Consider the following 23164-nt stretch of genomic DNA (forward strand, 5'->3'; position numbering starts at 1 on the left):
TTGGAGAACTGCCCTTAACAACGCAGGTTCGACTGTTGAGAATTTTAGAAAACGGAGAATTTTTTAAAGTGGGGTCCTCTAAAGTGCAAAAGACCAATGTCCGGATTGTTGCAGCCACCAATTTAAATATGGCAGAGGCAATTCAAAAAGGGAAGTTCAGAGAAGATTTATACTATCGATTAAGTACAGTAGAAATTTACCTACCTGCTCTGAGAAACAGGCCGGATGACATTCATCTTTTATTCAGAAAGTTTGCAGCAGATTTTGCTCAGAAATACAATATGCCAACTATTCGACTCGATGAGAGCGCTGTAGAAGCTTTGGTATCAAATCAATGGAAAGGAAATATCCGCCAATTGAGAAACCTGACAGAGCAAATTTCTGTTATTGAACAAAACAGGAATATCACAGGTGAAATTCTTCGAACTTATTTACCTGATTACAATCAAAACCTTCCTGCATTGGTTTCTGATAAAAAGCCTGACAGTGATTTTGCGAATGAAAGAGAGATCCTTTACAAGATTCTGTTTGACATGAGAAACGACATTACGGATCTCAAAAAGCTAACCAAGGAATTGTTGAATGAGGACATTCCTGACAATAAGGAAAAGAACACGCAGATTCTGATTGACAAATTATACGGAAAATCTGAAGACGGAGATGAGGCTCCTACTTTGGAAATCATTTCTCAGGGAGAAAGAGAGACCTACGAACCCAATCCGAATGTAGTTTCTTTCGACGATGCTGAGACCATTGAAGAAACAGTCTCTTTGCAGGAAAAAGAAGTTGAAATGATCAAACAGGCCCTCGAAAGAAACAAGGGGAAAAGAAAACTCGCAGCCAAGGAATTAGGGATTTCTGAACGAACTTTATACCGAAAAATAAACCAATATAATTTGTGATTTCGGTGCTTTAATTGTTTATTTGTTCATCTTAATTATGCTGTGTTCTTCTTAGAACAAGGTCCCCATCTGGGTTTATACGAAAAGTTCAACATGAAAAAAATACTATTTGGATTCGCTTTCCTTTATCTTCTGATACCTCTGGGATGTGGCGTTTATTCTTTTACGGGAGGAAGCACCGGAGATGCTAAGACTATTCAAATAGATTACTTTCCCAATACAGCTATCCTTGTAGAACCCACTTTAAGTCAAAGTTTTACGCTGGCTCTTCAGGATTTATTTTTAAGACAAACCAATCTCAAATTAACCGACGCCGGAGGGGATTTGCATTTTGAAGGGGAAATAACTCAGTACAGGATTACACCAATAGCAGCCACTGCTGAGCAGACCGCAGCACAAAACAGACTCACTGTGGGTGTTCGAGTGCGCTATTATAACAGGCTTAATGAAGAAGATAATTTTGAACAAACCTTCTCATTTTATAGTGATTATGATGGGAGCTTACAACTGACTGGCTCAGTCCTTGAGGCTGCCTATGAGGATATCTTTGAACGAATCACCCAGGATATATTTAATGCTGCAGTTGCCAAATGGTAGAATATGAACTTAATTGAATTTAATGACATCTTATCTCACCCCGAACTGATTAAAAAAGGTCAGATTCAGGGACTGCAGGAAATTACTGAACAATATCCTTATTTTCAGGTGGCGCATTACCTTCATTTAAAAGGCTTAAAAAAAAGACGCAGTTTTAAATACAATGATTATCTAAAAATAACAGCAGCCTATACAACAGACCGTTCTTTGTTATTTGATCATATTACAGCGGATGACCAGGATATTCACGCCGCACCTGAAAATCTGATTTCGAAAGAAACGAATTCAATTCAGCAAAATCAAATTGATACTTCAGAAGTAGCAGAAGAAGAAATAAAAGAAGAGGCTGCGAATGACAGTTCAGGTGAAGCCAGCCCGGAGGAAGTTTTAAAGATTGGTCAGCCATTAGATTTCAAAAGTGATGAAACTTTCTCGTTCAGAGAATGGCTGCAATTGAGTAGTTATGAACCTATAGACAGAAGCGAATCTTCTCCTAAAGAAGAAACCAAGGTCTTGGAAAACAGCTTAGATCTACCCAAGAAAAGCAATAAAAACAATGATCTCATCGACAAGTTTATTGCCAGTAGTCCTAAAATAAACCCCTCACTATATGATAGTTATACGGACATCGCTATGGATAGTGTTCAGGAGAATGAGAGCTTGATGACTGAAACCTTGGCACATGTTTATGTGGAGCAAAAAAAGTATGAAAAAGCGATAACGGCTTTTACCATTTTAAGTTTGAAATATCCGGAAAAAAGTAGTTTCTTTGCACACCAAATTCAAGCAATCAAAAAATTACAAGAAAAATAATATAAATTATGTCATATCTTTTATTTTTAGTTTTGATAATAATCGTTTCAGTATTACTAATACTGGTTATCATGGTACAAAACCCAAAAGGTGGAGGTCTTTCTTCTTCCTTCGGTGGCAGTGGATCTCAAAATCTTGGTGGTGTTCAAAACACTACAAATTTCCTGGACAAAAGTACGTGGGGATTAGCAATCGCCTTATTTGCACTTATTCTTTTATCGAATTTTGCGATTCCAAGACAAAATTCTGTAGATCTAAGATCTGAAACTGAAGGAATCATCAATGACAGAGAAGTGTTGGAAACACCTCAGGCCTTAGACACTGACAAAGTGATAGACAGCAGTAACTAAGTTGTAGAAAAAATACGCTTAAAATGCCAACGTAATGACACGTTGGCATTTTTTTTTGACATTTGTCAGTTTTTACATAATGGCAATGTTTTTGCACAATTGAAGAAAATATTAATAACCTTAAAATTTATATAATGAGTAAATTAACAATTAAGCCTCTAGCGGATAGAGTTCTTATTGAGCCTCTAGCGGCTGAAACCAAAACAGCATCTGGAATTTATATCCCGGATTCAGCCAAAGAAAAACCTCAACAAGGAAAAGTAGTAGCAGTTGGAAATGGTAGTAAAGATGAGCCCATGACTGTTCAAATTGGAGATACAGTTTTATATGGCAAATTTGCAGGTACAGAATTAAAATTAGACGGTAACGATTATTTGATCATGCGAGAGAGTGATATTTTCGCAATCGTTTAATCCACATACAAACTTAAAACAACAAGAAAAATGGCAAAAGATATAATTTTTGATATAGACTCACGCGATGGTTTAAAACGTGGCGTGGATGCATTGGCAAATGCAGTAAAAGTAACTTTAGGACCAAAAGGTCGTAACGTAGTAATCGGTAAAGCTTTTGGCGGACCTCAAATTACTAAGGATGGTGTAACAGTTGCTAAAGAAATTGAATTGGAAGATGCTCATGAAAACATGGGTGCACAAATGGTAAAGGAAGTAGCATCTAAAACAAATGACCTTGCTGGTGATGGTACTACTACTGCTACTGTTTTAGCACAGGCAATTGTAAAGGAAGGATTAAAAAATGTTGCAGCGGGTGCAAATCCACTTGACTTAAAACACGGAATTGATAAAGCTGTTGAAGTCATTATTGCTGATCTTCATGATCAATCTCAATTAGTTGGTAACAAGCTTGATAAAATAAAGCAAGTGGCATCTATCTCTGCCAACAACGATGAGTCTGTAGGAAACTTGATCGCAGAAGCATTTGACAAGGTAGGAAAAGAAGGTGTTATCACTGTTGAAGAAGCCAAAGGAACTGAAACTCATGTTGATATCGTTGAAGGTATGCAATTTGACAGAGGTTACTTGTCTCCTTACTTTGTAACTGATTCTGAGAAAATGATCGCTGATCTTGAATCACCTTACATCTTATTATACGACAAAAAAATCTCTACAATGAAAGATTTACTGCCAGTTCTAGAGCCAGTTGCTCAGTCAGGAAAGCCTTTATTGATTATTGCAGAAGATATTGACGGAGAAGCATTAGCAACTCTTGTAGTAAATAAATTAAGAGGTTCTCTTAAAATTGCTGCTGTAAAAGCTCCAGGTTTTGGAGATAGAAGAAAAGCAATGCTCGAGGATATCGCGATTTTAACTGGTGGAACAGTTGTTGCAGAAGAAAGAGGATTTACTTTGGAAAACGCAACAATCGATATGTTGGGTACTGCAGAAAGAGTAAGTATTGATAAAGACAATACAACCGTGGTAAATGGTGCTGGTGATGGTGATACGATCAAAGCGAGAGTGAGTCAAATTAAATCTCAAATTGAAACAACGACTTCTGATTACGACAAAGAAAAATTGCAGGAGCGTTTGGCTAAATTGGCTGGTGGTGTTGCTGTGTTATATGTAGGTGCAGCCAGTGAGGTTGAAATGAAAGAGAAGAAAGATCGTGTGGATGATGCTTTGCATGCAACAAGAGCCGCAGTTGAAGAAGGAATCATCGCAGGTGGTGGTGTTGCCTTGGTAAGATCTAAACAAAAACTTGTAGATATAAAAACTGACAATCAGGATGAAGCTACAGGGGTTAAAATTGTAGCAAGAGCTATCGAAGAGCCTTTACGTCAGATTGCAGAAAATGCAGGGAACGAGGGTTCTGTGATTGTATCTAAAGTTTTAGAAGGAAAAGATGATTTCGGATTCAATGCAAAAACGGAAGAGTTTGTACATATGCATAAGGCTGGAATTATCGACCCGACAAAAGTAACCAGAATTGCTCTTGAAAATGCAGCTTCTGTTTCTGGAATGATCCTAACCACTGAATGTGCATTAGTAGATATCAAAGAAGATACTCCTGCTCCTCCGATGCCTCCAATGGGAGGTGGAATGCCAGGAATGATGTAAGACAGTTTAAAAAAACTGTACGTCAATAAAAACAAAACACCTGATTGGATGACTCCATCAGGTGTTTTTTTATTCTACCATTTCAAGGACCTCAGCCAGATCCGAACGATTTTTATAATCAGGATCGTAATGCACATAACTGATTTTACCAGCTTTGCTGATCAGATAGGTTGCCGGAACCGGCAAAACATTGCTATTGTCCACATTATAGGTAGCCAGTAAATCATTCATTTTTTCATAATATGTAGGTACTGTCTCTTTATTTACCTCAAAAGCCACCTTGTAGTCATTCATGATAACATTTCCTTTGTCATGCACAATGGCAAAATCACTTGAAATCATCTCTGAGGTTTCTTTTGTACGCGCTTCACTTTCCGGGCTCACCACAACGACAAAAACACCTTTGCTCTTTAATTCCTGTAAATGTGACTGCAGTGCATTCAAATGCTTTTGACAGTGAGGACACCAATTTCCTCTGTAAAAAATAAGCAAGAGTTGGTGTTCTTTTAATATTTCTTGTGAATCAATAAGTTCACCATGTTGATCTTTCGCAATAATCCGTGGAGCGCTTGCTCCAACCTTCAGATGCTCATTATCTATCTGACCCATCAACAAACCAGTGGAAAAGGTCAAAAAAAGACTAACTAATAATTTCATTTGTAAGCGTTTTTTCGACTTAGACGAAGCCATAAGAAGTCATTACAATTTATCTTTATTTCCGTCAAAAGAAATTTTTCCAATCAATATATCGAAGAACATTCTAAAATCCGAAACCAGGCTCCAAAGAGGGTACGAAAAAGTGGCAGGTTTATTTTTTTCAAAAAAATAATGACCTACCCAGGCAAAACCATATCCCATAATAGGAACAAAAATCCACAATACATTATTACCCAGATAAACAGCCAATACAGCGAGAACGAAGACTAACAGAGTACCCGTAAAATGCAATATTCTACACGTTTTATTCTGATGTTCTGATAGATAAAACTGATAGAACTCAGCATATGTTTTAATTCTGCTCATGATCAACTGTATAAGGCATTTGTTAAGAATCTTTTTATAGGTAATGCAGCATTTTCTAATGCCAGGATAGACGGCATCAATGTATCGGAAAGAATGACTTCCGGTTCCTGATGTGTAAAATAATACCATTGTTTATTTACAATTAAAGGCTGTACCTCGGCTACGTCTCTGAATTCCTTTGGTATTCTCTTACTTTTTTCACCTTCGATACTCCCAAAATTATCCATAAAACCAGGAGCCTCAATCAATCCCTTCAAGTCACTTAAATGTTCCGTAAAATAAGTTCGTAATTTTTGGACCTGCTTAGAATCCGGCATATAAATACCTCCATAAAATGCTAGTTTTTCAGGCCCTAATTCAATATAAACTCCCGGATGGTTTTTATCTTTTCTACCTTTGCTACTTATAATGGCTGAATTATTCAGTTTATAAGGGGTTTTATCTTTTGAAAATCGAATATCCCTATTGATCCTGAAAATCGCGTCTTTAGGTTCTAAATCCAAGTCTGGGTCATTTACCGCCAGTTCTTTTATCAGATCCCCTATAAAAACCTTAAACGGTTCTCTAACAACAGTTTCATAACGCTTTCTATTTTCATCGAACCAATCTTTATGGTTATTGGCAGCCAATTCTTTAAAGAATTCGAGATAGTCGTTACTAAAGTATTTCATAATTGAATGTATATAACAGCCTTTGAAAAATACAAAAAATAGTTTAAAGTACAGAAACAGTTCCTTTTATGAATTTCAATAATATTTTTTAACTTTAAACTTCCAATTAACCAAACTCGCACATGATCAGAGTAATTTTACTAGCAACTATCTTTCTATCAGCATCAGTCAGTTTAGCCCAAAATTGCAGTGTAAAGAATATGTCTCCTACGAAAAAATTTGACTATGAACCTAAATTCGGGAAAATTGATATTGACTGGTATCCAGAATGGCTGGAATATACCAAAGGAGAAAAAAAAATTCCCGGCCCATTACCTGCGCAACCTAAATGGGATCATCCTTATATGAAACAGGGATATACTGCTGCTATGCACGAGGGCCCGAGATCATCAGACGTTTCAAACAGACCAGGTCCCACTCTTAACAATACACAGGTTCAATATTTTCATGTCAAGCAAAAAGGAGGTGATTTTTCTGGTATGTGCCCGACCTTCGCATTTATAAATGACACAACTATGGCAACACTATCTTTTGGTAGAGCCAATACGACCTTATTGTTATTAGATATTAAAGATACCATTCAGGTATTAGATTATTTGCCTGTGCCAGGCAGGGGTAGTTCAGCATTTGAATTGGCCGGTAAAAAAGGAAGGGGAAAGATTTTCAGCAATACTGCTGGAGGCGCTTATTCCTATATTTCCAACAAAAACAGAATATATATTCCCGGAGCAAATAACAATATATTGCGAGTTACCGTAGAAAATCGCAAATTTAATCATCAGGTTGAATCGATCAATTTAAAACAACAGGTTGAAGCTGGAAATTTAGTGGAACCTCATTTGTCTCAAAAAGATAGGCTGAATCAACTTACAGCGCTGATGCCTGATGCAAAAGGCAATATATGGTTCACGTCAAGACAGGGGGTTGTTGGACTGATTCACAGAGAAGATAAAACAGATGAAGGTTGTCCAAAAGTATACTCCACGTTTATCGGCTATTTTCAATTGCGAGAAAAAATCAAGGAGCACTATCCTGAATCCCTTTCTAAAATCGAACAGCTCCTGCCCCAGATACATAAAGATAGTATTAACCCGGAGGCCAGAAACCTGGCACGGACCACATTGAAAATTGACAAAGACACACATGAAGAAATTCAAAATTCCTTTTCGGTAGGAAAAGACGGTGTTTATATTGTCTCCAATATTGCATTGTACAAATTACGGTTTAATGAAACCACTAAAGAAATAGAACTTGATCCTAAATGGGCTGAAACTTTTAAAAAAGGTGATTTGGTGTATGACAATAATATGGAAAACAGACCTGGTCATTTGAATGCTGGTAGTGGAACAACACCTACTTTAATGGATGATCGCTTTGTGGGAATATGCGACAATGCTGAAGGCAAAATAAACCTCTGTATTTTTAGACAGGACAATGGTGAACTCGTCAGCAAACTGCCGTTATTTGGAGATGATGGTAGTGCCGTAGAAAATTCGGCCGTCGCGTATAACAATACCTATATCGTTGCCAATACTTATGGTTATTCAGACCCCTTTAAAGTAAACCCTACCCCTGGAGGGATCATGCGATTTGATCTGAATGAAACGTCTGGTACATTTGAACCTGTTGAGGGATGGCCGGCCAGTGGTGTCTACGACTGTAAAACAGCCACTCCCAAATTATCTACCAGAACAGGTATGCTTTACGTATATAATCGAGAAGAAAATAACGGTAAAAATCACCGTGACTGGATGGTTACAGGCATCGATTTCAAAACAGGATTAAGGGTAGCTTATTCAAAGTTATACTTTGACAAAGGTGAATTTAAGGATAATATAAATATCTTTATGAAAGCAGGATCGCTGGGCAATAAACACTACGATCGTAAGGTTTTCAATAATATCTGGGGCACCTTTACTTTTGGTCCGAAAAACAGTTTTTATTTAGGAACCTATCGTGGGTTTATCAGAGTATCTTCAGATTAAAAAAGATTAACCCTCTTTCAAAGATTTTCTAATTTCCTTTGCTTTTTCAGTAGCCTGTAAATTTCTTTCAATGGTATGCCCTGGTCTGCTCCATTTTTTAGATGTTTCCGCCTCCACCAGCGATTTGCGAATCTTAAACTTCCCTGTATTGTCTTTTTTCTTTTCTGTCGGAATCAAGCCTAGCAAAGAAAACATTTCAGCGTCTTTGTCTTCTCCGGGATTTGGTGTAGTCAAGAGTTTTTCGCCTGCAAAAATAGACGATGCGCCCGCCATGAAACACAGGGCCTGGCCTTCTGTACTCATTTCAGTTCTTCCGGCAGATAAACGTACGGTCGTTTTAGGCATCACAATGCGTGTGGTTGCAATCATTCTGACCACATCCCAAACAGGTACAATGGTTTGCTCTTCAAGTGGTGTTCCTTCTACAGCTACCAAAGCGTTAATTGGTACCGATTCAGGTTGTGGATCCAGCTTCGACAAACTGAGTAGCATCCCAGCCCTGTCTTCTACTTTTTCTCCCATTCCAATGATACCACCAGAGCATACTTTTAACGCACTTTTCCTAACGTTGTCCAAGGTCTCAAGACGGTCCTCATATCCCCTTGTAGAGATTACTTCTTTATAATATTCTTCAGAGGTATCTAGATTATGGTTGTAATAATGCAGTCCGGCCTCAGCCAATCGAGTTGCCTGACTTTCAGTAACCATACCAAGCGTGCAGCAAACTTCCATGTTCAAATCGCTGATCCCGCTCACCATTTTTAAAACACTTTCAAAATCTTCTCCTTCTTTCACATTTCTCCATGCTGCCCCCATACAAACTCGAGAAGAGCCATTATCTTTTGCTCTTTTCGCCAGATTTAGTACCGTTTCGTAGGGTAATAATTCATTTTTATCAATTTGAGTATGGTATCTTGCCGCCTGCGGACAATAGCCACAATCTTCTGGGCAACCTCCTGTTTTAATCGATATCAGAGTACTCACCTGAACCTTAGATGGATCATGATACTTTCGATGCACCTGGGCGGCTTCAAAGATAAGTTCCATCAATGGTTTGTTATATATCTCGATTATTTCTTCTTTGGTATAGGTACTCATCTAAATAATTTTTAAAAATTCAAAAATACGGAAACGCGCTGTATTAATCTAAAGAAAGTAATACACTTACTGCATTTCCACCGAAACCTACAGCATTTACAAGCACCTTCTTTATCTGATCTGGTTTCTTTTTAAAGCTGCCAAAAGGTACTGGAACAAACTGTTGATTTTTCATCATTAAAATAGCCATTTCCAAACTCATTCCTCCTGAAGCTCCCAAAGAATGGCCTATCAACCATTTATTACTGGTCAGCGCAGGATGATGATCACCGAACACTATTTTTATGGCATTGCATTCCGAACTGTCCCCTTTTATAGTACCCGGGGTATGAGTCACTATGACATCTACCTCTTTGCTGTCGCAATTCTGCAAGGCCATGCGCATGGATTTCTGAAAACAATCCGCATTGGTAGAAATAGAAATATTGTGTTTCAAGGGTTCTGTTGCATAGCCAATACCTTCAATATATGCCAAAGCATCAGGATGACTTCCTCTTTCCAAACAAAACACAGCAGCTGCTTCACCCAGAACAAAGGTATTTCTGCTTTTTTCCATATCAAGACTAAGACAAGGATATTCCTGCCCCTGATTTGCATAAATCTTTAAAGCCTTCATCTGAGCAATTGTAAATGCCGTATTCGAGGCTTCGCTCCCTCCAGCTAAAAATTTATCACTCATTCCGCTCCCTAACCAGGCAATGCCATTGATGATTCCATGCAATGCTGTTGAACAAGCGATTGAATGACTGATCACCGGCCCTTTATTCTGTAAATCATGGCCTACCCATGAGGATATATTACCCAAAGTGGTTGTTGGTGAGCTCAAGGTATTCACATGGCCTTTCTCGTTATTGCTAAATTCTTCAAAATATTTTTCGAACAGATGTGTCGCACCTCTGGAGGAACCAATATTCACGCCAAATACTGCATCTTCCCAGGAGGCTTTTTTAAAGGCAGCTCTTGAAGCATACATCGCCATCAACACTGAAGGATCCAGATCTTTGTAATTTTTAATCTTTTTTAACTGATCAATATCTCTTTGAATTCGTTCTGGAACATCACTGGTAAAGGCCGTGAACTTTTTGAACTCTCTGTTAGAGATCAACGTTTTACCTTGCAGATAGTTTTGCCAGATCTCGTCTTCAGTACTACCCATAGCAGATACAGAAGCCATTGAAATGATTGAAACCTTTTCTTTCATATCAAATAATTTCTAAACATTTTTCAATTACCTTATATATCTGATCCAGCTCCTTGTCCGAAATTATATACGGAGGCAAGGTATATACGGTGTTTCCTAATGGTCTTAAAATCACACCCTGTTCCTTAAAAAATGCATACAACTGGTCTCGTAACTTCCCATAACGATCCATCTCCACATTTAAATCGACAGCTAAAATAACTCCTTTTACACGGGTTGATTTTACCTTGGGATGACTCGCAATATGCCTTTCAAAGTTCAGATGCCTTCTATTGATTCTTTCAATACTGTCCTGAATTTGCTTAGAGTTCAGCAAGTCAATACCGGCAATAGCCGCGGTACAGGCCAGTGGGTTCGCGGAATAGGTGTGCCCGTGAAAGAACCCTTTGCTCATATCATCATCATAAAAAGCATGGTACACCTCAAGGCTGCAGCAAGTCAATGCCATCGGAGCAACCCCTGCTGTTAGCGATTTGGACAAACAAATAATATCTGGTTTGATATCTATATAGTCTGAAGCAAAGTTTTTTCCTGTTTTACCAAAACCAGTCATGACCTCATCTGCAATCGTAAGCACATTGGCTTCCCTGGCCATCGTAATAAGAACTTCAAGATGCTCTGCAGCATACATATGCATAGATGCTGCACCTTGCACCAAAGGTTCGTAGATGAATGCGGCGACTTCATTTTTATCAAGTAATTCTCTGAAGTTTTTTTGAACTTCTTCCCAATTACCAGTATCCGGAACATCAATTCTGTCAATGCCCAGTAAGAAGTCTTCAAAAGGTCCATTATAAACAGAAAGACCTGATACCGACATGGCACCAAAAGTATCTCCGTGAAAAGCATTTTCAAGAGCAATTACTTTGTTTCGTTTTTCACCCTTATTAAAATAGTATTGCAAGGCCATTTTTATGGCAACATCCACCGAAGTAGATCCATTGTCGGAAAAGAAAATTTTGTCCATATTAGAAGGCAGAATTTTCATTAATTTTTCAGACAACTCTACAGCGGGTTCATGCGTAAAGCCACTAAATACGACTTGATCCAATGCTTGCAATTGCTCCGTAACCGCGTTTATTATCTTCGGGTTACAATGCCCATACATACATGTATACCAACTTGAAATACCATCGATATATTGATTTCCTTCATCATCAAATAACCATACGCCTTCAGCCTTTACAATGGGCAAGTGATCGGGATGTGATTTATGTTGCGTTAACGGATGCCACAAATGCTTCCTGTCTCTTTCTTTAAGATTCATTATAATGCCTCTAATCTGGATTTAAATAATTGAGCATACTTCGAGATCACTTTTTTATCTAGGACCAGCTCCTGATCAATTCTTCCAATTTCCTGGACCTGCCCCATTTTTAGAATAATAGCTTCCGTGCTAGGGTGTTCTTCACCATTAAACACAATTCCAGAAACCTCTACACCTTTTGATCTCAATTGACTCAAAGTCAGTAAGGTATGATTTATACTTCCCAAATAATGCCTTGAAACTACAATTACTTTGTAATCGTCTTGGATCATATCCAGTATCGTATCTTGTTCATTAATTGGAACCAATAAACCACCAGCACCCTCAATAACAAGGTTATTCTTCGTCTCAGGTTCTTTCATAGCTGAAAGCTCTATTTGCACACCATCAATATCAGCGGCTGCATGAGGGCTCATAGGAGTCTTTAATGCGTACCTATGTGTATGCATCCTCGACCTTGAATTTGAAATCAATTCTTCGACACTATGAATATCTGAATGTGTCAATTCACCAGCCTGAATCGGTTTCCAATAATCTGCTTTTAATGCTTCTACAACAATAGCTGAAACCACTGTTTTACCAACATCTGTACCAATTCCAGTAATAAAAAATTTATTCATCGACTGCTTAAAAAATCTATACAAAAGTACTCAATAAAAAGAGAATTTCTTTGATGTCAGCTGAAGTATTGTAGCTGTGAATGCAAAATCTTATGCGCTCCTCACCTATCGGGACAGTAGGACTAATAATTGGCTTTACATCAAAATTATGGGCATTGAGTTGAAGGCTGATCTTCTTCACTTTAGCATTTGAAGAAATAATGGCACATTGTATGGCGCTGTCACTTTTAATAAAAATAGCATCCAAACCAAGCTTGTCGCTCGTTTTTTTAAATAATTCTATATTCTCCTGCAGTTTCGTTCTGTTCTGAGTCGATTCGAGCAATAAAAGTGAGTTTTTAATAGCCAAAACACTGTGAGGAGGCATAGCCGTGGTATAAATAAAAGAGCGGGCAAAATTTACAAGGTATTGTTTCAATAATGGGCTCCCAACTACAGCTGCCCCATGACAACCTGCCGCCTTTCCAAAGGTATAAATTCTGGCAAATACCGAGGCCGTCAGATTCAGTTCATTCACCATCCCATCTCCCTTACTGCCATAAACACCTGTTGAATGGGCTTCATCAATGATCAGTTTGAAATTATATGTTGTCGCCATTGATGCAAGTTCCTCAAGAGGAGCAACATCCCCATCCATGGAATAAATTGATTCAACCACCACATATCTTTGGACGGCTTGTCCTGCATTCTCAAGCTTTATCCTCAGCTCATCCAGATCATTATGCTTAAACTTCAACGATTTGGCATTTGACAACCGAATACCATCTCGAATCGAAGCATGTGAAGTTTCGTCATAAAAAATAAGATCTCCGCGTTGTGGAACTGAAGACAGCAAACCAACATTGGCATCATACCCTGAATTAAACAAAAGGGCTGATTCTGCTTTGAAAAAATTTGCGATTTGTACTTCTAAAGCTTCGTGCAATTCAAAATTACCCGACAACAGCCTCGAGCCTGTGCTTCCAATTCTGGGGGCATATATTTCAAGCTCCTCATGAACCTTATCAAAAAGCTCCTGATCCTGAGCAAAACCAAGATAATCGTTCGAAGAAAAATCAATCATCGTATTCTGGGAAGGCAAACTTCGTAAACTTTCATTTTCTCGTCTGAGTTCCAGTTTACGCATTAAATTTGAAGGAAAATCCATAGGGCTAAAATAAAAAAAAACGGGCAATAACCCGTTTTTTATCTTTCTTTAGGCCTGGCCTGTTGGCCCAAAATTCATGGGGATAGGAGGCTGCTCATAATCTTTTATCTCTCCGTTTTTCGCTTCAAAACGACTCACGTTATCCGCCAATGCTTTTGACAAGCGTTTGGCATGTTGAGGCGTCAAAATGATTCTCGATTTCACCTTAGACTTTGGTGAGCCCGGCATTACATTGATAAAATCCACTACGAATTCAGAAATTGAATGATTGATGATGGCGAGGTTGGCATAGGTTCCGTCTGCCGTTTTTTCGTCTATTTCAATATTCAACTGATTTTGTTTTTTTTCTTCTGACATAAGCTATGTTTAAAAAAAAAGGCACGATAACTCGTGCCTTTTATATGATTAAGATTAACTCTCTATTTCATCCTTTGGGCCTACGATTAGGTGATCGTATTCTCTCATTCCCGTACCAGCAGGAATTCGTTTTCCAACAATCACATTTTCTTTAAGACCTTCTAGGTAATCCTCTTTACCACTAACGGCAGCTTCATTCAATACTTTGGTTGTTTCCTGGAAGGAAGCAGCCGAAATAAATGACTTCGTCTGAAGCGATGCACGTGTTATACCTTGTAATATAGGTTCTGCAGTTGCAGGAACGGCATCACGAGCAATCAATAGATTCTTATCGTTTCTACGTAATATAGAATTTTCATCTCTTAAAGCACGTGCAGAAACAATTTGACCAGCTTTTAAATTAGTTGAGTCACCTTGATCTTCAATTACCTTAAGTCCATAAATATTATCATTAATACTCATAAAGTCATTCTTGTGAACCAATTGGTTTTCAAGGAAAATAGTATCTCCTGAATCAATTACTTTCACCTTACGCATCATCTGTCTTACAACAACCTCGAAGTGTTTGTCATTAATTTTTACACCCTGTAGACGATATACTTCCTGAATTTCGTTTACCAAATACTCCTGAACCTTACCAGGTCCCATGATATTCAAAATATCCGTTGGTGTTGTAGCACCATCAGAAAGAGACATACCGGCTTTTACAAAATCATTCTCCTGTACAAGAATCTGGTTCGATAATTTCACCAAATATTTCTTAACATCTCCTAATTTCGATTCTACAATAATCTCTCTGTTACCTCTCTTGATTTTTCCAAATGAAATAACACCGTCAATCTCAGAAACAACTGCAGGGTTCGAAGGATTTCTCGCTTCAAACAATTCAGTTACCCTTGGAAGACCACCTGTAATATCACCCGCTTTACCAGACTTACGAGGAATCTTCACTAAGATTTGACCTGATTCAATTTTCTGACCTTCTTCAATCAATAAGTGAGCACCTACAGGTAAAGAGTAAGATCTCTGAGTTTCTCCACTTTTAGTTTGCACATGTAACGTTGGAATTACTCGTTGCTTTTTAGCCTCAGATATTACTTTTTCCTTAAATCCAGTTTGCTCATCCATCTCCACCTGATATGTAACTCCTTCGATAACATCTTCGAAAACGGCTTTACCACCAAACTCAGAAACGATCACACCATTATATGGATCCCATTGACAAATGACATCACCTTTTTTGATTTTACCCTTATTTTCAACAAAAATATGAGAACCGTAAGGAATGTTATTCGTACTTAAAACAATTCCTGATTTCTTATCAAATATCTTGAATTCACTTGTTCTGGAAATCACAATTTTCACAGGGTTTCCTTCGTTGTCTACACCATCAACAGTTTTAAGATCATCAATGACTAGCTCACCACCATGATTTGCAACCAACCTAGAATCTTCAGAAATGTTTCCTGCAATACCACCTACGTGGAAGGTTCTCAATGTTAACTGCGTACCAGGTTCTCCAATTGACTGAGCGGCTACAACACCTACAGCCTCACCTCTTTGAACCATGTTATTACTTGAAAGACTCACTCCGTAACATTTTGTACAGATACCTTTTTTAGCCTCACAAGTAAGTGCAGAACGAACCTCAATTGCATCCAGCTCAGCAGCTTCTACTCTTTTCACAGCTTCTTCTGTGAATAAGTCGCCAGCATTTACTATGATCTCATTGGTCTTCGGACTATATACATCATGTAGAGATACCCTACCGAAAATTCTTTCAGAAAGCGTCTCAACAATTTCATCGTTATTTTTAAGAGGCTTCACCTCTAATCCTCTTAGGGTACCACAATCTTCTTCATTGATAATTACATCCTGTGCAACATCAACAAGTCTTCTTGTAAGGTATCCCGCATCGGCCGTTTTCAAAGCCGTATCCGCCAAACCTTTTCTCGCACCGTGGGTTGAGATAAAGTATTCAAGAATCGATAGTCCTTCTTTAAAGTTAGAAAGAATCGGGTTCTCAATAATTTCACCACCACCAGCAGTTGATTTTTTAGGTTTCGCCATCAAACCACGCATACCGGTTAACTGTCTGATCTGCTCTTTAGATCCCCTTGCACCAGAATCAAGCATCATATATACAGAGTTAAAACCTTGTTGGTCTTCTCTTAGACGCTTCATAGATAATTCTGTCAACCTGTTATTGGTAGAACCCCAGATATCAATTACCTGGTTGTATCTTTCCTTGTTGGTCAGCATACCCATGTTATAACTTGACATAATAGAATCCACCTGCTTGTTGGCAGAATCAATCATATCATATTTTTCTTCCGGAATAATAATATCTCCCAAACTGAATGATAAACCACCCTGGAAGGCAAATTTATATCCCATATTCTTGATACTATCAAGGAACCTACCTGTAGTAGGCACATCAGTAACTTTTAAAATATCACCGATAATATCTCTTAAAGATCTTTTGGTCAATACCTCATTGATGTATCCTGCTTTTTCAGGAACCACTTCATTGAATAATACACGACCAACAGTTGTCTTTATGATCTGATCCGTCAATTCTCCTTCTTCATTGAAATCTCTTCCTCTGACTTTGATACTCGCATTCAGATCTACTTTCTTCTCATTAAAAGCAATTTTCACTTCTTCCAGAGAATAGAACGTAGTTCCTTCACCTTTCACTTTGAAATCCGGGGTCGAAAGACGCTCTTTGGTCATATAATAAAGACCCAATACCATATCCTGAGAAGGTACTGTAATCGGAGATCCGTTCGCCGGGTTCAAAATATTATGAGAAGCAAGCATTAATAATTGCGCCTCAAGAATCGCTTCCTGTCCTAATGGAAGGTGTACCGCCATCTGGTCACCATCAAAATCCGCATTAAATGCAGTACATACCAATGGGTGTAACTGAATTGCTTTTCCTTCAATTAGTTTAGGTTGGAAAGCCTGTATACCCAATCTGTGAAGGGTTGGGGCCCTGTTCAATAATACAGGATGTCCTTTCAATACATTCTCTAAAATATCCCAAACTACAGGTTCTCTTTTATCTATAATCTTCTTTGCAGATTTTACAGTCTTTACAATCCCTCTTTCAATCAGCTTTCTGATAATAAAAGGCTTGTACAATTCTGCTGCCATATCTTTTGGCAATCCACATTCGTATAATCTTAATTCAGGCCCAACAACAATTACCGAACGTGCTGAATAATCCACACGCTTACCTAACAGGTTCTGACGGAAACGTCCTTGCTTACCTTTTAATGAATCTGAAAGCGACTTTAACGGTCTGTTAGATTCTGTTTTAACCGCAGATGATTTACGTGTGTTGTCAAACAATGAATCTACTGATTCCTGCAACATACGTTTCTCATTTCTCAAGATCACCTCAGGCGCCTTGATCTCCATCAATCTTTTTAAACGGTTATTTCTGATAATAACCCTTCTGTAAAGATCATTTAAATCTGAAGTAGCAAACCTACCTCCATCCAAAGGAACCAATGGTCTTAGTTCTGGCGGAATCACCGGAACAACCTTCATGATCATCCACTCTGGCTTATTCTCTTTACGTGTATTTGCATCTCTGAAGGCTTCAACGACATTCAATCGTTTTAAAGCTTCCATTTTACGCTGCTTAGAAGTTTCTGTATTTGCCTTATGTCTTAATTCATATGACAAGGCATCCAAGTCAATTCTCGCTAATAATTCGATCAAACATTCAGCACCCATTTTGGCGATGAACTTGTCAGGATCATTATCATCAAGATATTGATTTTCTTGTGGAAGCGTTTCTAAAATGTTTAAGTACTCCTCTTCTGTTAAGAAATCCATTTTTTGCAATGGCTCACCTTCTTCATTCTTGGCAATACCTGGCTGAATCACTACGTATCTCTCGTAGTATATGATCATGTCTAATTTCTTAGAAGGTAAACCTAATAGGTATCCCATTTTGTTTGGAAGTGATCTGAAATACCAGATATGTGCAACAGGTACAACCAGGTTGATATGACCAACCCTGTCTCTACGCACTTTTTTCTCTGTTACTTCAACCCCACAACGGTCACAAATGATTCCTTTGTAACGAATTCTCTTGTACTTTCCACAGGCACATTCATAATCTTTGATAGGTCCAAAGATTCTCTCACAAAACAATCCGTCTCTTTCTGGTTTGTGCGTACGGTAGTTAATGGTTTCCGGCTTTAATACCTCTCCTTTTGATTTCTCAAGGATGGTTTCAGGAGAAGCCAGACCAATCGTAATTTTATTAAATTTTTTTACAGTGTATTTTTCTCTTTGTCTTGCCATGGTAATGGATAGAATTAAAATGTAAAAATTATATTGAAGTCCCGCCTTAGAAAGACGGGACCTGGATTGTTATTATTCTTCTAACTTAAGGTCTAGACCTAGTCCTTTCAGTTCGTGCATCAATACGTTGAAAGACTCAGGCAATCCTGGCTCCGGCATTTTATCGCCTTTAACGATCGCTTCGTAAGTCTTAGCTCTACCAAGTACGTCATCAGATTTTACCGTTAGGATCTCTCTTAATGTAGATGACGCTCCATAGGCCTCAAGAGCCCAAACCTCCATCTCACCAAAACGCTGTCCACCAAATTGAGCTTTACCACCCAATGGTTGTTGTGTAATCAATGAGTAAGGTCCGATAGAACGAGCATGCATCTTATCTTCAATCATGTGACCCAGTTTGATGATATAGATCACACCAACGGTTGCCGGTTGATCAAATCGCTCCCCTGTTCCACCATCGTAAAGATAGGTATGTCCAAAATCAGGAATTCCTGCTTTTCTGGTAAGATCAGTGATCTCGTCTATATGAGCACCATCAAAAATTGGCGTCGCATATTTTTCTCCAAGATTCTGACCTGCCCATCCAAGAACAGTTTCATAAATCTGACCAATGTTCATCCTTGAAGGTACACCTAGCGGATTCAATACGATATCCACCGGAGTTCCATCTTCTAAGAAAGGCATATCCTCCTGTCGTACGATACGAGCAACAATACCTTTGTTACCGTGACGACCGGCCATTTTATCTCCTACTTTTAATTTACGTTTTTTAGCAACATATATTTTTGCTAATTTGATAATACCTTTTGGTAATTCATCACCAACAGTCACCGCAAATTTCTTTCTTCTCAATGATCCCTGCAGGTCACTTAACTTGATCTTATAATTGTGAATCAATCTGTTCACTAAGTCATTAAGGTCTTTATCGGTAGTCCAAACACCTTTCGTTAAATGCTCAAAATCAGTCACTGAATTCAACATTTTTAGTGTGAACTTTTTACCTTTTGGTAATATTTCCTCTCCAAGGTCATTTTGAACACCCTGAGAAGTTTTTCCATTGATCAAACCAAATAGTTTGTCAAGTAAAACATTTCTCAACTTGTCATATTCAACAGAGAATTCAATTTCAAGGCTGTTCACCTCTTCTTTATCCTTCACTCTCTTTGCCTTATCCTTAATCGCTCTTTGGAATAATTTCTTATCGATAACCACACCTCTCAATGAAGGAGACGCTTTCAATGAAGCATCTTTTACATCACCGGCATTATCACCAAAAATCGCTCTCAACAATTTCTCTTCCGGCGTTGGATCAGATTCTCCTTTAGGAGTAATCTTACCAATCAAAATATCACCTGGCTTGATTTCTGCACCAATTCTGATCATACCATTTTCATCAAGATCTTTGGTCGCTTCTTCACTCACATTTGGAATGTCAGCAGTTAACTCCTCAGCTCCTAATTTGGTATCCCTTACATCAAGTGCATATTCATCAATATGAATAGAAGTAAAGATATCCTCACGTACCACCTTTTCAGATATTACGATCGCATCCTCAAAATTATATCCTTTCCAAGGCATAAAGGCTACCTTCATGTTTCTACCCAAGGCCAATTCACCTTTTTCAGTGGCATATCCTTCACAAAGAACCTGTCCTTTTACTACCTTATCCCCTTTACTAACAATTGGGTGAAGGTTGATTGAAGTACCCTGGTTCGTTTTTCTAAACTTGATCAGTTCATAAACTTTGCTATCTGTATCAAAACTTACAATTCTGTCATTATCAGTACGTTCGTATTTTATTTCAATTCTGTCAGAATCTACATAAACTACTTCTCCATTTCCTTCTGCATTGATCAAAATTCTTGAATCCTCGGCAACTCTTCTTTCAAGACCGGTTCCCACAATTGGAGATTCAGGACGCATTAATGGTACTGCCTGACGCATCATGTTTGATCCCATCAAAGCCCTGTTCGCATCATCATGCTCCAAAAATGGAATCAATGAAGCCGAAATTGAAGAAATTTGATTAGGAGATACATCCATGTAATTTACTTCACTTACAGGAACTACTGGGAAATCACCATCTTCTCTAGCAACTACTTTTTCAAGAACAATTTTGCCATGATCATCTAATTCAAGATTTGACTGGGCAATTTTTCTCCCTTCTTCCTCTTCTGCACTCAAGTAAATAGGTTCTTCAGTTCTATCCACCAAACCTTCATTAACATTTCTGTATGGTGTTTCGATAAACCCTAAATTATTCACTTTGGCATAAACAGCAAGTGACGAAATCAATCCAATATTCGGACCTTCAGGAGTTTCAATAGGACACAATCTACCATAATGGGTAAAGTGAACGTCACGAACCTCAAAACCTGCTCTTTCACGAGAAAGACCTCCAGGTCCAAGTGCGGACAACCTACGTTTGTGTGTAATCTCTGCAAGTGGATTGGTTTGATCCATAAACTGAGATAACTGATTGGTTCCAAAGAAGGAGTTGATTACGGAAGACAATGTTTTCGCATTGATCAAATCAATTGGTGTAAACACCTCATTGTCACGTACGTTCATTCTTTCACGAATGGTACGCGCCATTCTTGATAAACCTACACCAAACTGCCCTGCTAACTGCTCTCCAACAGTACGAACACGACGATTTGATAAGTGATCAATATCATCAACCTCTGCTTTTGAATTTACCAAATTGATTAAATTCTTAACAATGGTTATAATATCTTCTTTTGTCAATACTTTTTGTTCAATATCAACATCAAGACCTAATTTCTTGTTCATTCTGTAACGACCAACTTCTCCAAGATTATATCGTTGTTCAGAAAAGAACAATTTATTGATAATACCTTTTGCCGTTTCATAATCTGGCGGCTCAGCATTACGTAACTGACGGTATATATGTTCAACAGCCTCTTTTTCAGAGTTTGTCGGATCCTTTTGCAAGGTGTTATGAATAATAGCATAATCACCTGCGTCATTTTCTAATTTGTGTAATAAAATGGTTTTAGCACCAGATTCAATAATCTCTTCTATATGCTCCTTTTCAAGGATTGTATCCCTGTCAAGTACGATTTCATTACGCTCAATAGATACAACTTCACCTGTATCCTCATCAACGAAATCCTCAAACCATGTTTTTAGAACTCTCGCTGCCAGCTTTCTTTCCAGCACCTTTTTAAGTCCACTTTTTGACACTTTTACCTCTTCGGCAAGGTCAAAAATCTCCAGAATATCTTTATCTCTTTCGAAGCCAATGGCTCTAAATAAAGTAGTTACCGGTAATTTTTTCTTTCTATCAATATAGGCGAACATCACCTGATTGATATCTGTTGCAAATTCAATCCAGGATCCTTTAAAAGGAATTACTCTGGCTGAATACAATTTAGTTCCATTAGCGTGAAAAGACTGACCAAAGAAAACACCTGGTGATCTGTGTAACTGAGAAACAACAACTCTCTCTGCTCCGTTAATCACAAAAGTACCACTATGCGTCATGTAAGGAATTACCCCTAAATAAACATCCTGAACAATGGTTTCGAAATCTTCATGTTCCGGATCAGTACAATATAACTTTAAACGTGCTTTAAGAGGCACACTATATGTAAGTCCTCTTTCAATACATTCCTGGATGGAATATCTTGGTGGATCAACAAAGTAATCGAGGAATTCTAAAACGAAATTATTTCTTGTGTCGGTGATCGGGAAGTTTTCCATAAAGGTTTTATACAAACCTTCGTCACTTCTCTCATCTGATTTTGTTTCTAATTGAAAAAAATCTTGGAATGATTTTATTTGAATATCAAGGAAATCTGGATATTCGGTGATCAATTTAGCTGATGCAAAGTTTACTCTTTGGGTTTTTTGTTTCGTTGCCAATGGAGATAAATTTAAATTAAATTATAAGAACGAATATATATGCAAAATGGTTTAGGTCTAAGCGGTATTACCCCAAAGACCTAAACCTCAACTGTTTAGTTGCTAAGCGAATTACTTAAGCTCAACTTCCGCTCCAGCCTCTTCTAAAGATTTTTTAAGACCTTCTGCCTCATCTTTAGAGATACCTTCTTTGATAGGTGCTGGTGCACTATCAACGATTCCTTTAGCTTCTTTTAAACCTAAACCGGTTAGTTCTTTAACCAATTTAACTACAGCTAATTTAGAACCACCTGCGGCTTTAAGGATAACATCAAATTCTGTTTGCTCCTCAGCAGCGGCTTCACCACCACCTGCAGGTCCTGCTACTGCTACTGCAGCTGCTGCAGGCTCAATACCATACTCATCTTTCAAAATATTTGCCAATTCATTAACCTCTTTTACTGTTAAGTTAACTAATTGTTCTGCGAAATCTTTCAACTCTGCCATTTTTCTACTGTTTAAATTTTATTATTTAGTTTATTAGTGTGTTTATTATTTTTCTGATAAAGTTTGAAGTATACCATGAATCTTACCTCCTCCAGATTGAAGTGCTGAAATAACATTCTTCGCTGGTGATTGCAACAATCCGATGATTTCTCCAATAACCTCTTCTTTAGATTTAATGTCTACTAAAGCATCTAATTGGTCATCTCCAACATATACAGCTTCCTCAACATAAGCACCTTTAAGAATTGGCTTTTCATTTCCTTTACGAAACGCTTTGATCACCTTTGCTGGAGCATTTCCAGTTTCAGACATCATTAAGGAAGTATTTCCTTTAAGTACGTTTGGTAAATCTCCAAAG

The 23164-nt window shown here is 38.0% G+C and carries 20 protein-coding genes; 7 read left to right on the plus strand and 13 right to left on the minus strand.

The window, feature by feature from the left end; genetic code table 11:
- The 6 genes from ACR2MV_RS15670 to groL all read left to right on the plus strand — a co-directional run.
- Positions 1-902, plus strand: a 902-nt coding sequence (locus ACR2MV_RS15670; protein ID WP_434023147.1) for a sigma 54-interacting transcriptional regulator, incomplete at its 5' end; no start/stop codon positions are given.
- 93 nt (positions 903-995) lie between these two features.
- Positions 996-1499, plus strand: a complete 504-nt coding sequence (locus ACR2MV_RS15675; RefSeq protein WP_434023148.1) for an LptE family protein — start codon at positions 996-998, stop codon at positions 1497-1499.
- Between the two features lie 3 nt (positions 1500-1502).
- The gene (locus ACR2MV_RS15680; protein ID WP_434023149.1) at positions 1503-2312 is read left to right on the plus strand and encodes a tetratricopeptide repeat protein; all 810 of its coding nucleotides are present in this window, start codon (positions 1503-1505) and stop codon (positions 2310-2312) included.
- Between the two features lie 8 nt (positions 2313-2320).
- Positions 2321-2662 carry a preprotein translocase subunit SecG gene (gene secG / locus ACR2MV_RS15685; protein ID WP_434023151.1) on the plus strand — a complete coding sequence of 114 codons (342 nt, stop codon included), beginning with the start codon at positions 2321-2323 and terminating at the stop codon, positions 2660-2662.
- A 134-nt stretch (positions 2663-2796) separates the two neighbouring features.
- Positions 2797-3075, plus strand: coding sequence for a co-chaperone GroES (locus ACR2MV_RS15690; protein WP_290289791.1), 279 nt, complete (start codon positions 2797-2799; stop codon positions 3073-3075).
- Between the two features lie 30 nt (positions 3076-3105).
- Entirely contained in the window at positions 3106-4740 is a 1635-nt protein-coding gene (gene groL / locus ACR2MV_RS15695; RefSeq protein WP_434023154.1) for a chaperonin GroEL, read from the plus strand.
- Between the two features lie 69 nt (positions 4741-4809).
- Here the strand turns inward: groL and ACR2MV_RS15700 are convergent, their stop codons facing one another.
- Genes ACR2MV_RS15700 through ACR2MV_RS15710 form a run of 3 tightly spaced genes read right to left on the minus strand, consistent with a single transcriptional unit; the run spans position 4810 to position 6434 of the window.
- On the minus strand, positions 4810-5397 hold the full coding sequence (locus ACR2MV_RS15700; RefSeq protein WP_434023155.1) for a peroxiredoxin-like family protein: 588 nt from the start codon (positions 5395-5397) through the stop codon (positions 4810-4812).
- Between the two features lie 42 nt (positions 5398-5439).
- Entirely contained in the window at positions 5440-5763 is a 324-nt protein-coding gene (locus ACR2MV_RS15705) for an Mpo1-like protein (RefSeq protein WP_434023157.1), read from the minus strand.
- A gap of 2 nt (positions 5764-5765) precedes the next feature.
- The gene (locus ACR2MV_RS15710; protein WP_434023158.1) at positions 5766-6434 is read right to left on the minus strand and encodes a DUF2461 domain-containing protein; all 669 of its coding nucleotides are present in this window, start codon (positions 6432-6434) and stop codon (positions 5766-5768) included.
- A gap of 122 nt (positions 6435-6556) precedes the next feature.
- On the opposite strand from ACR2MV_RS15710, the gene ACR2MV_RS15715 reads away from it, so the two are divergent.
- The gene (locus ACR2MV_RS15715) at positions 6557-8419 is read left to right on the plus strand and encodes a hypothetical protein (protein WP_434023159.1); all 1863 of its coding nucleotides are present in this window, start codon (positions 6557-6559) and stop codon (positions 8417-8419) included.
- A gap of 6 nt (positions 8420-8425) precedes the next feature.
- Here the strand turns inward: ACR2MV_RS15715 and bioB are convergent, their stop codons facing one another.
- The 10 genes from bioB to rplJ form a co-directional block, all read right to left on the minus strand.
- Complete coding sequence (gene bioB, locus ACR2MV_RS15720) at positions 8426-9517, minus strand: biotin synthase BioB (protein ID WP_434023160.1); 1092 nt, start codon at positions 9515-9517, stop codon at positions 8426-8428.
- Positions 9518-9560: 43 nt separating this feature from the next.
- Positions 9561-10718, minus strand: coding sequence for a beta-ketoacyl synthase N-terminal-like domain-containing protein (locus tag ACR2MV_RS15725; protein ID WP_434023162.1), 1158 nt, complete (start codon positions 10716-10718; stop codon positions 9561-9563).
- Between the two features lies 1 nt (position 10719).
- Entirely contained in the window at positions 10720-11985 is a 1266-nt protein-coding gene (bioA, locus tag ACR2MV_RS15730; protein WP_434023164.1) for an adenosylmethionine--8-amino-7-oxononanoate transaminase, read from the minus strand.
- Complete coding sequence (gene bioD, locus ACR2MV_RS15735) at positions 11985-12605, minus strand: dethiobiotin synthase (protein WP_434023166.1); 621 nt, start codon at positions 12603-12605, stop codon at positions 11985-11987. Before bioD ends, bioA begins: the two co-directional genes overlap by 1 nt.
- 16 nt (positions 12606-12621) lie before the next feature.
- Positions 12622-13752, minus strand: a complete 1131-nt coding sequence (locus ACR2MV_RS15740; RefSeq protein ID WP_434023167.1) for an aminotransferase class I/II-fold pyridoxal phosphate-dependent enzyme — start codon at positions 13750-13752, stop codon at positions 12622-12624.
- A 48-nt stretch (positions 13753-13800) separates the two neighbouring features.
- Positions 13801-14109 carry a DUF3467 domain-containing protein gene (locus ACR2MV_RS15745; RefSeq protein WP_434023168.1) on the minus strand — a complete coding sequence of 103 codons (309 nt, stop codon included), beginning with the start codon at positions 14107-14109 and terminating at the stop codon, positions 13801-13803.
- 54 nt (positions 14110-14163) lie between these two features.
- Positions 14164-18432, minus strand: coding sequence for a DNA-directed RNA polymerase subunit beta' (rpoC, locus tag ACR2MV_RS15750; protein ID WP_434023170.1), 4269 nt, complete (start codon positions 18430-18432; stop codon positions 14164-14166).
- 72 nt (positions 18433-18504) lie between these two features.
- Positions 18505-22320 (minus strand): DNA-directed RNA polymerase subunit beta, encoded by a 3816-nt coding sequence (gene rpoB / locus ACR2MV_RS15755; RefSeq protein ID WP_434023171.1) that lies wholly within the window; start codon positions 22318-22320, stop codon positions 18505-18507.
- 111 nt (positions 22321-22431) lie between these two features.
- Positions 22432-22806, minus strand: coding sequence for a 50S ribosomal protein L7/L12 (rplL, locus tag ACR2MV_RS15760; protein WP_434023172.1), 375 nt, complete (start codon positions 22804-22806; stop codon positions 22432-22434).
- A 45-nt stretch (positions 22807-22851) separates the two neighbouring features.
- Positions 22852-23164: 50S ribosomal protein L10 (gene rplJ, locus ACR2MV_RS15765; protein ID WP_434023174.1), on the minus strand; the 313-nt coding region annotated here is incomplete at its 5' end.

The organism is Lutimonas sp., assembly GCF_051011215.1.
Classification (GTDB): Bacteria; Bacteroidota; Bacteroidia; order Flavobacteriales; family Flavobacteriaceae; genus Lutimonas.

Excerpts from the sequence above, each read along its gene's own strand:
- ACR2MV_RS15675 (WP_434023148.1), top strand. The coding sequence starts at position 996 with ATGAAAAAAATACTATTTGGATTCGCTTTCCTTTATCTTCTGATACCT.
- ACR2MV_RS15715 (WP_434023159.1), top strand. The coding sequence starts at position 6,557 with ATGATCAGAGTAATTTTACTAGCAACTATCTTTCTATCAGCATCAGTC.
- bioB (WP_434023160.1), bottom strand. The coding sequence starts at position 9,517 with ATGAGTACCTATACCAAAGAAGAAATAATCGAGATATATAACAAACCA.
- ACR2MV_RS15700 (WP_434023155.1), bottom strand. The coding sequence starts at position 5,397 with ATGAAATTATTAGTTAGTCTTTTTTTGACCTTTTCCACTGGTTTGTTG.
- groL (WP_434023154.1), top strand. The coding sequence starts at position 3,106 with ATGGCAAAAGATATAATTTTTGATATAGACTCACGCGATGGTTTAAAA.
- ACR2MV_RS15680 (WP_434023149.1), top strand. The coding sequence starts at position 1,503 with ATGAACTTAATTGAATTTAATGACATCTTATCTCACCCCGAACTGATT.
- ACR2MV_RS15710 (WP_434023158.1), bottom strand. The coding sequence starts at position 6,434 with ATGAAATACTTTAGTAACGACTATCTCGAATTCTTTAAAGAATTGGCT.
- secG (WP_434023151.1), top strand. The coding sequence starts at position 2,321 with ATGTCATATCTTTTATTTTTAGTTTTGATAATAATCGTTTCAGTATTA.
- rplL (WP_434023172.1), bottom strand. The coding sequence starts at position 22,806 with ATGGCAGAGTTGAAAGATTTCGCAGAACAATTAGTTAACTTAACAGTA.
- bioD (WP_434023166.1), bottom strand. The coding sequence starts at position 12,605 with ATGAATAAATTTTTTATTACTGGAATTGGTACAGATGTTGGTAAAACA.
- ACR2MV_RS15740 (WP_434023167.1), bottom strand. The coding sequence starts at position 13,752 with ATGGATTTTCCTTCAAATTTAATGCGTAAACTGGAACTCAGACGAGAA.
- ACR2MV_RS15745 (WP_434023168.1), bottom strand. The coding sequence starts at position 14,109 with ATGTCAGAAGAAAAAAAACAAAATCAGTTGAATATTGAAATAGACGAA.
- ACR2MV_RS15690 (WP_290289791.1), top strand. The coding sequence starts at position 2,797 with ATGAGTAAATTAACAATTAAGCCTCTAGCGGATAGAGTTCTTATTGAG.
- ACR2MV_RS15705 (WP_434023157.1), bottom strand. The coding sequence starts at position 5,763 with ATGAGCAGAATTAAAACATATGCTGAGTTCTATCAGTTTTATCTATCA.
- rpoC (WP_434023170.1), bottom strand. The coding sequence starts at position 18,432 with ATGGCAAGACAAAGAGAAAAATACACTGTAAAAAAATTTAATAAAATT.
- ACR2MV_RS15725 (WP_434023162.1), bottom strand. The coding sequence starts at position 10,718 with ATGAAAGAAAAGGTTTCAATCATTTCAATGGCTTCTGTATCTGCTATG.
- bioA (WP_434023164.1), bottom strand. The coding sequence starts at position 11,985 with ATGAATCTTAAAGAAAGAGACAGGAAGCATTTGTGGCATCCGTTAACG.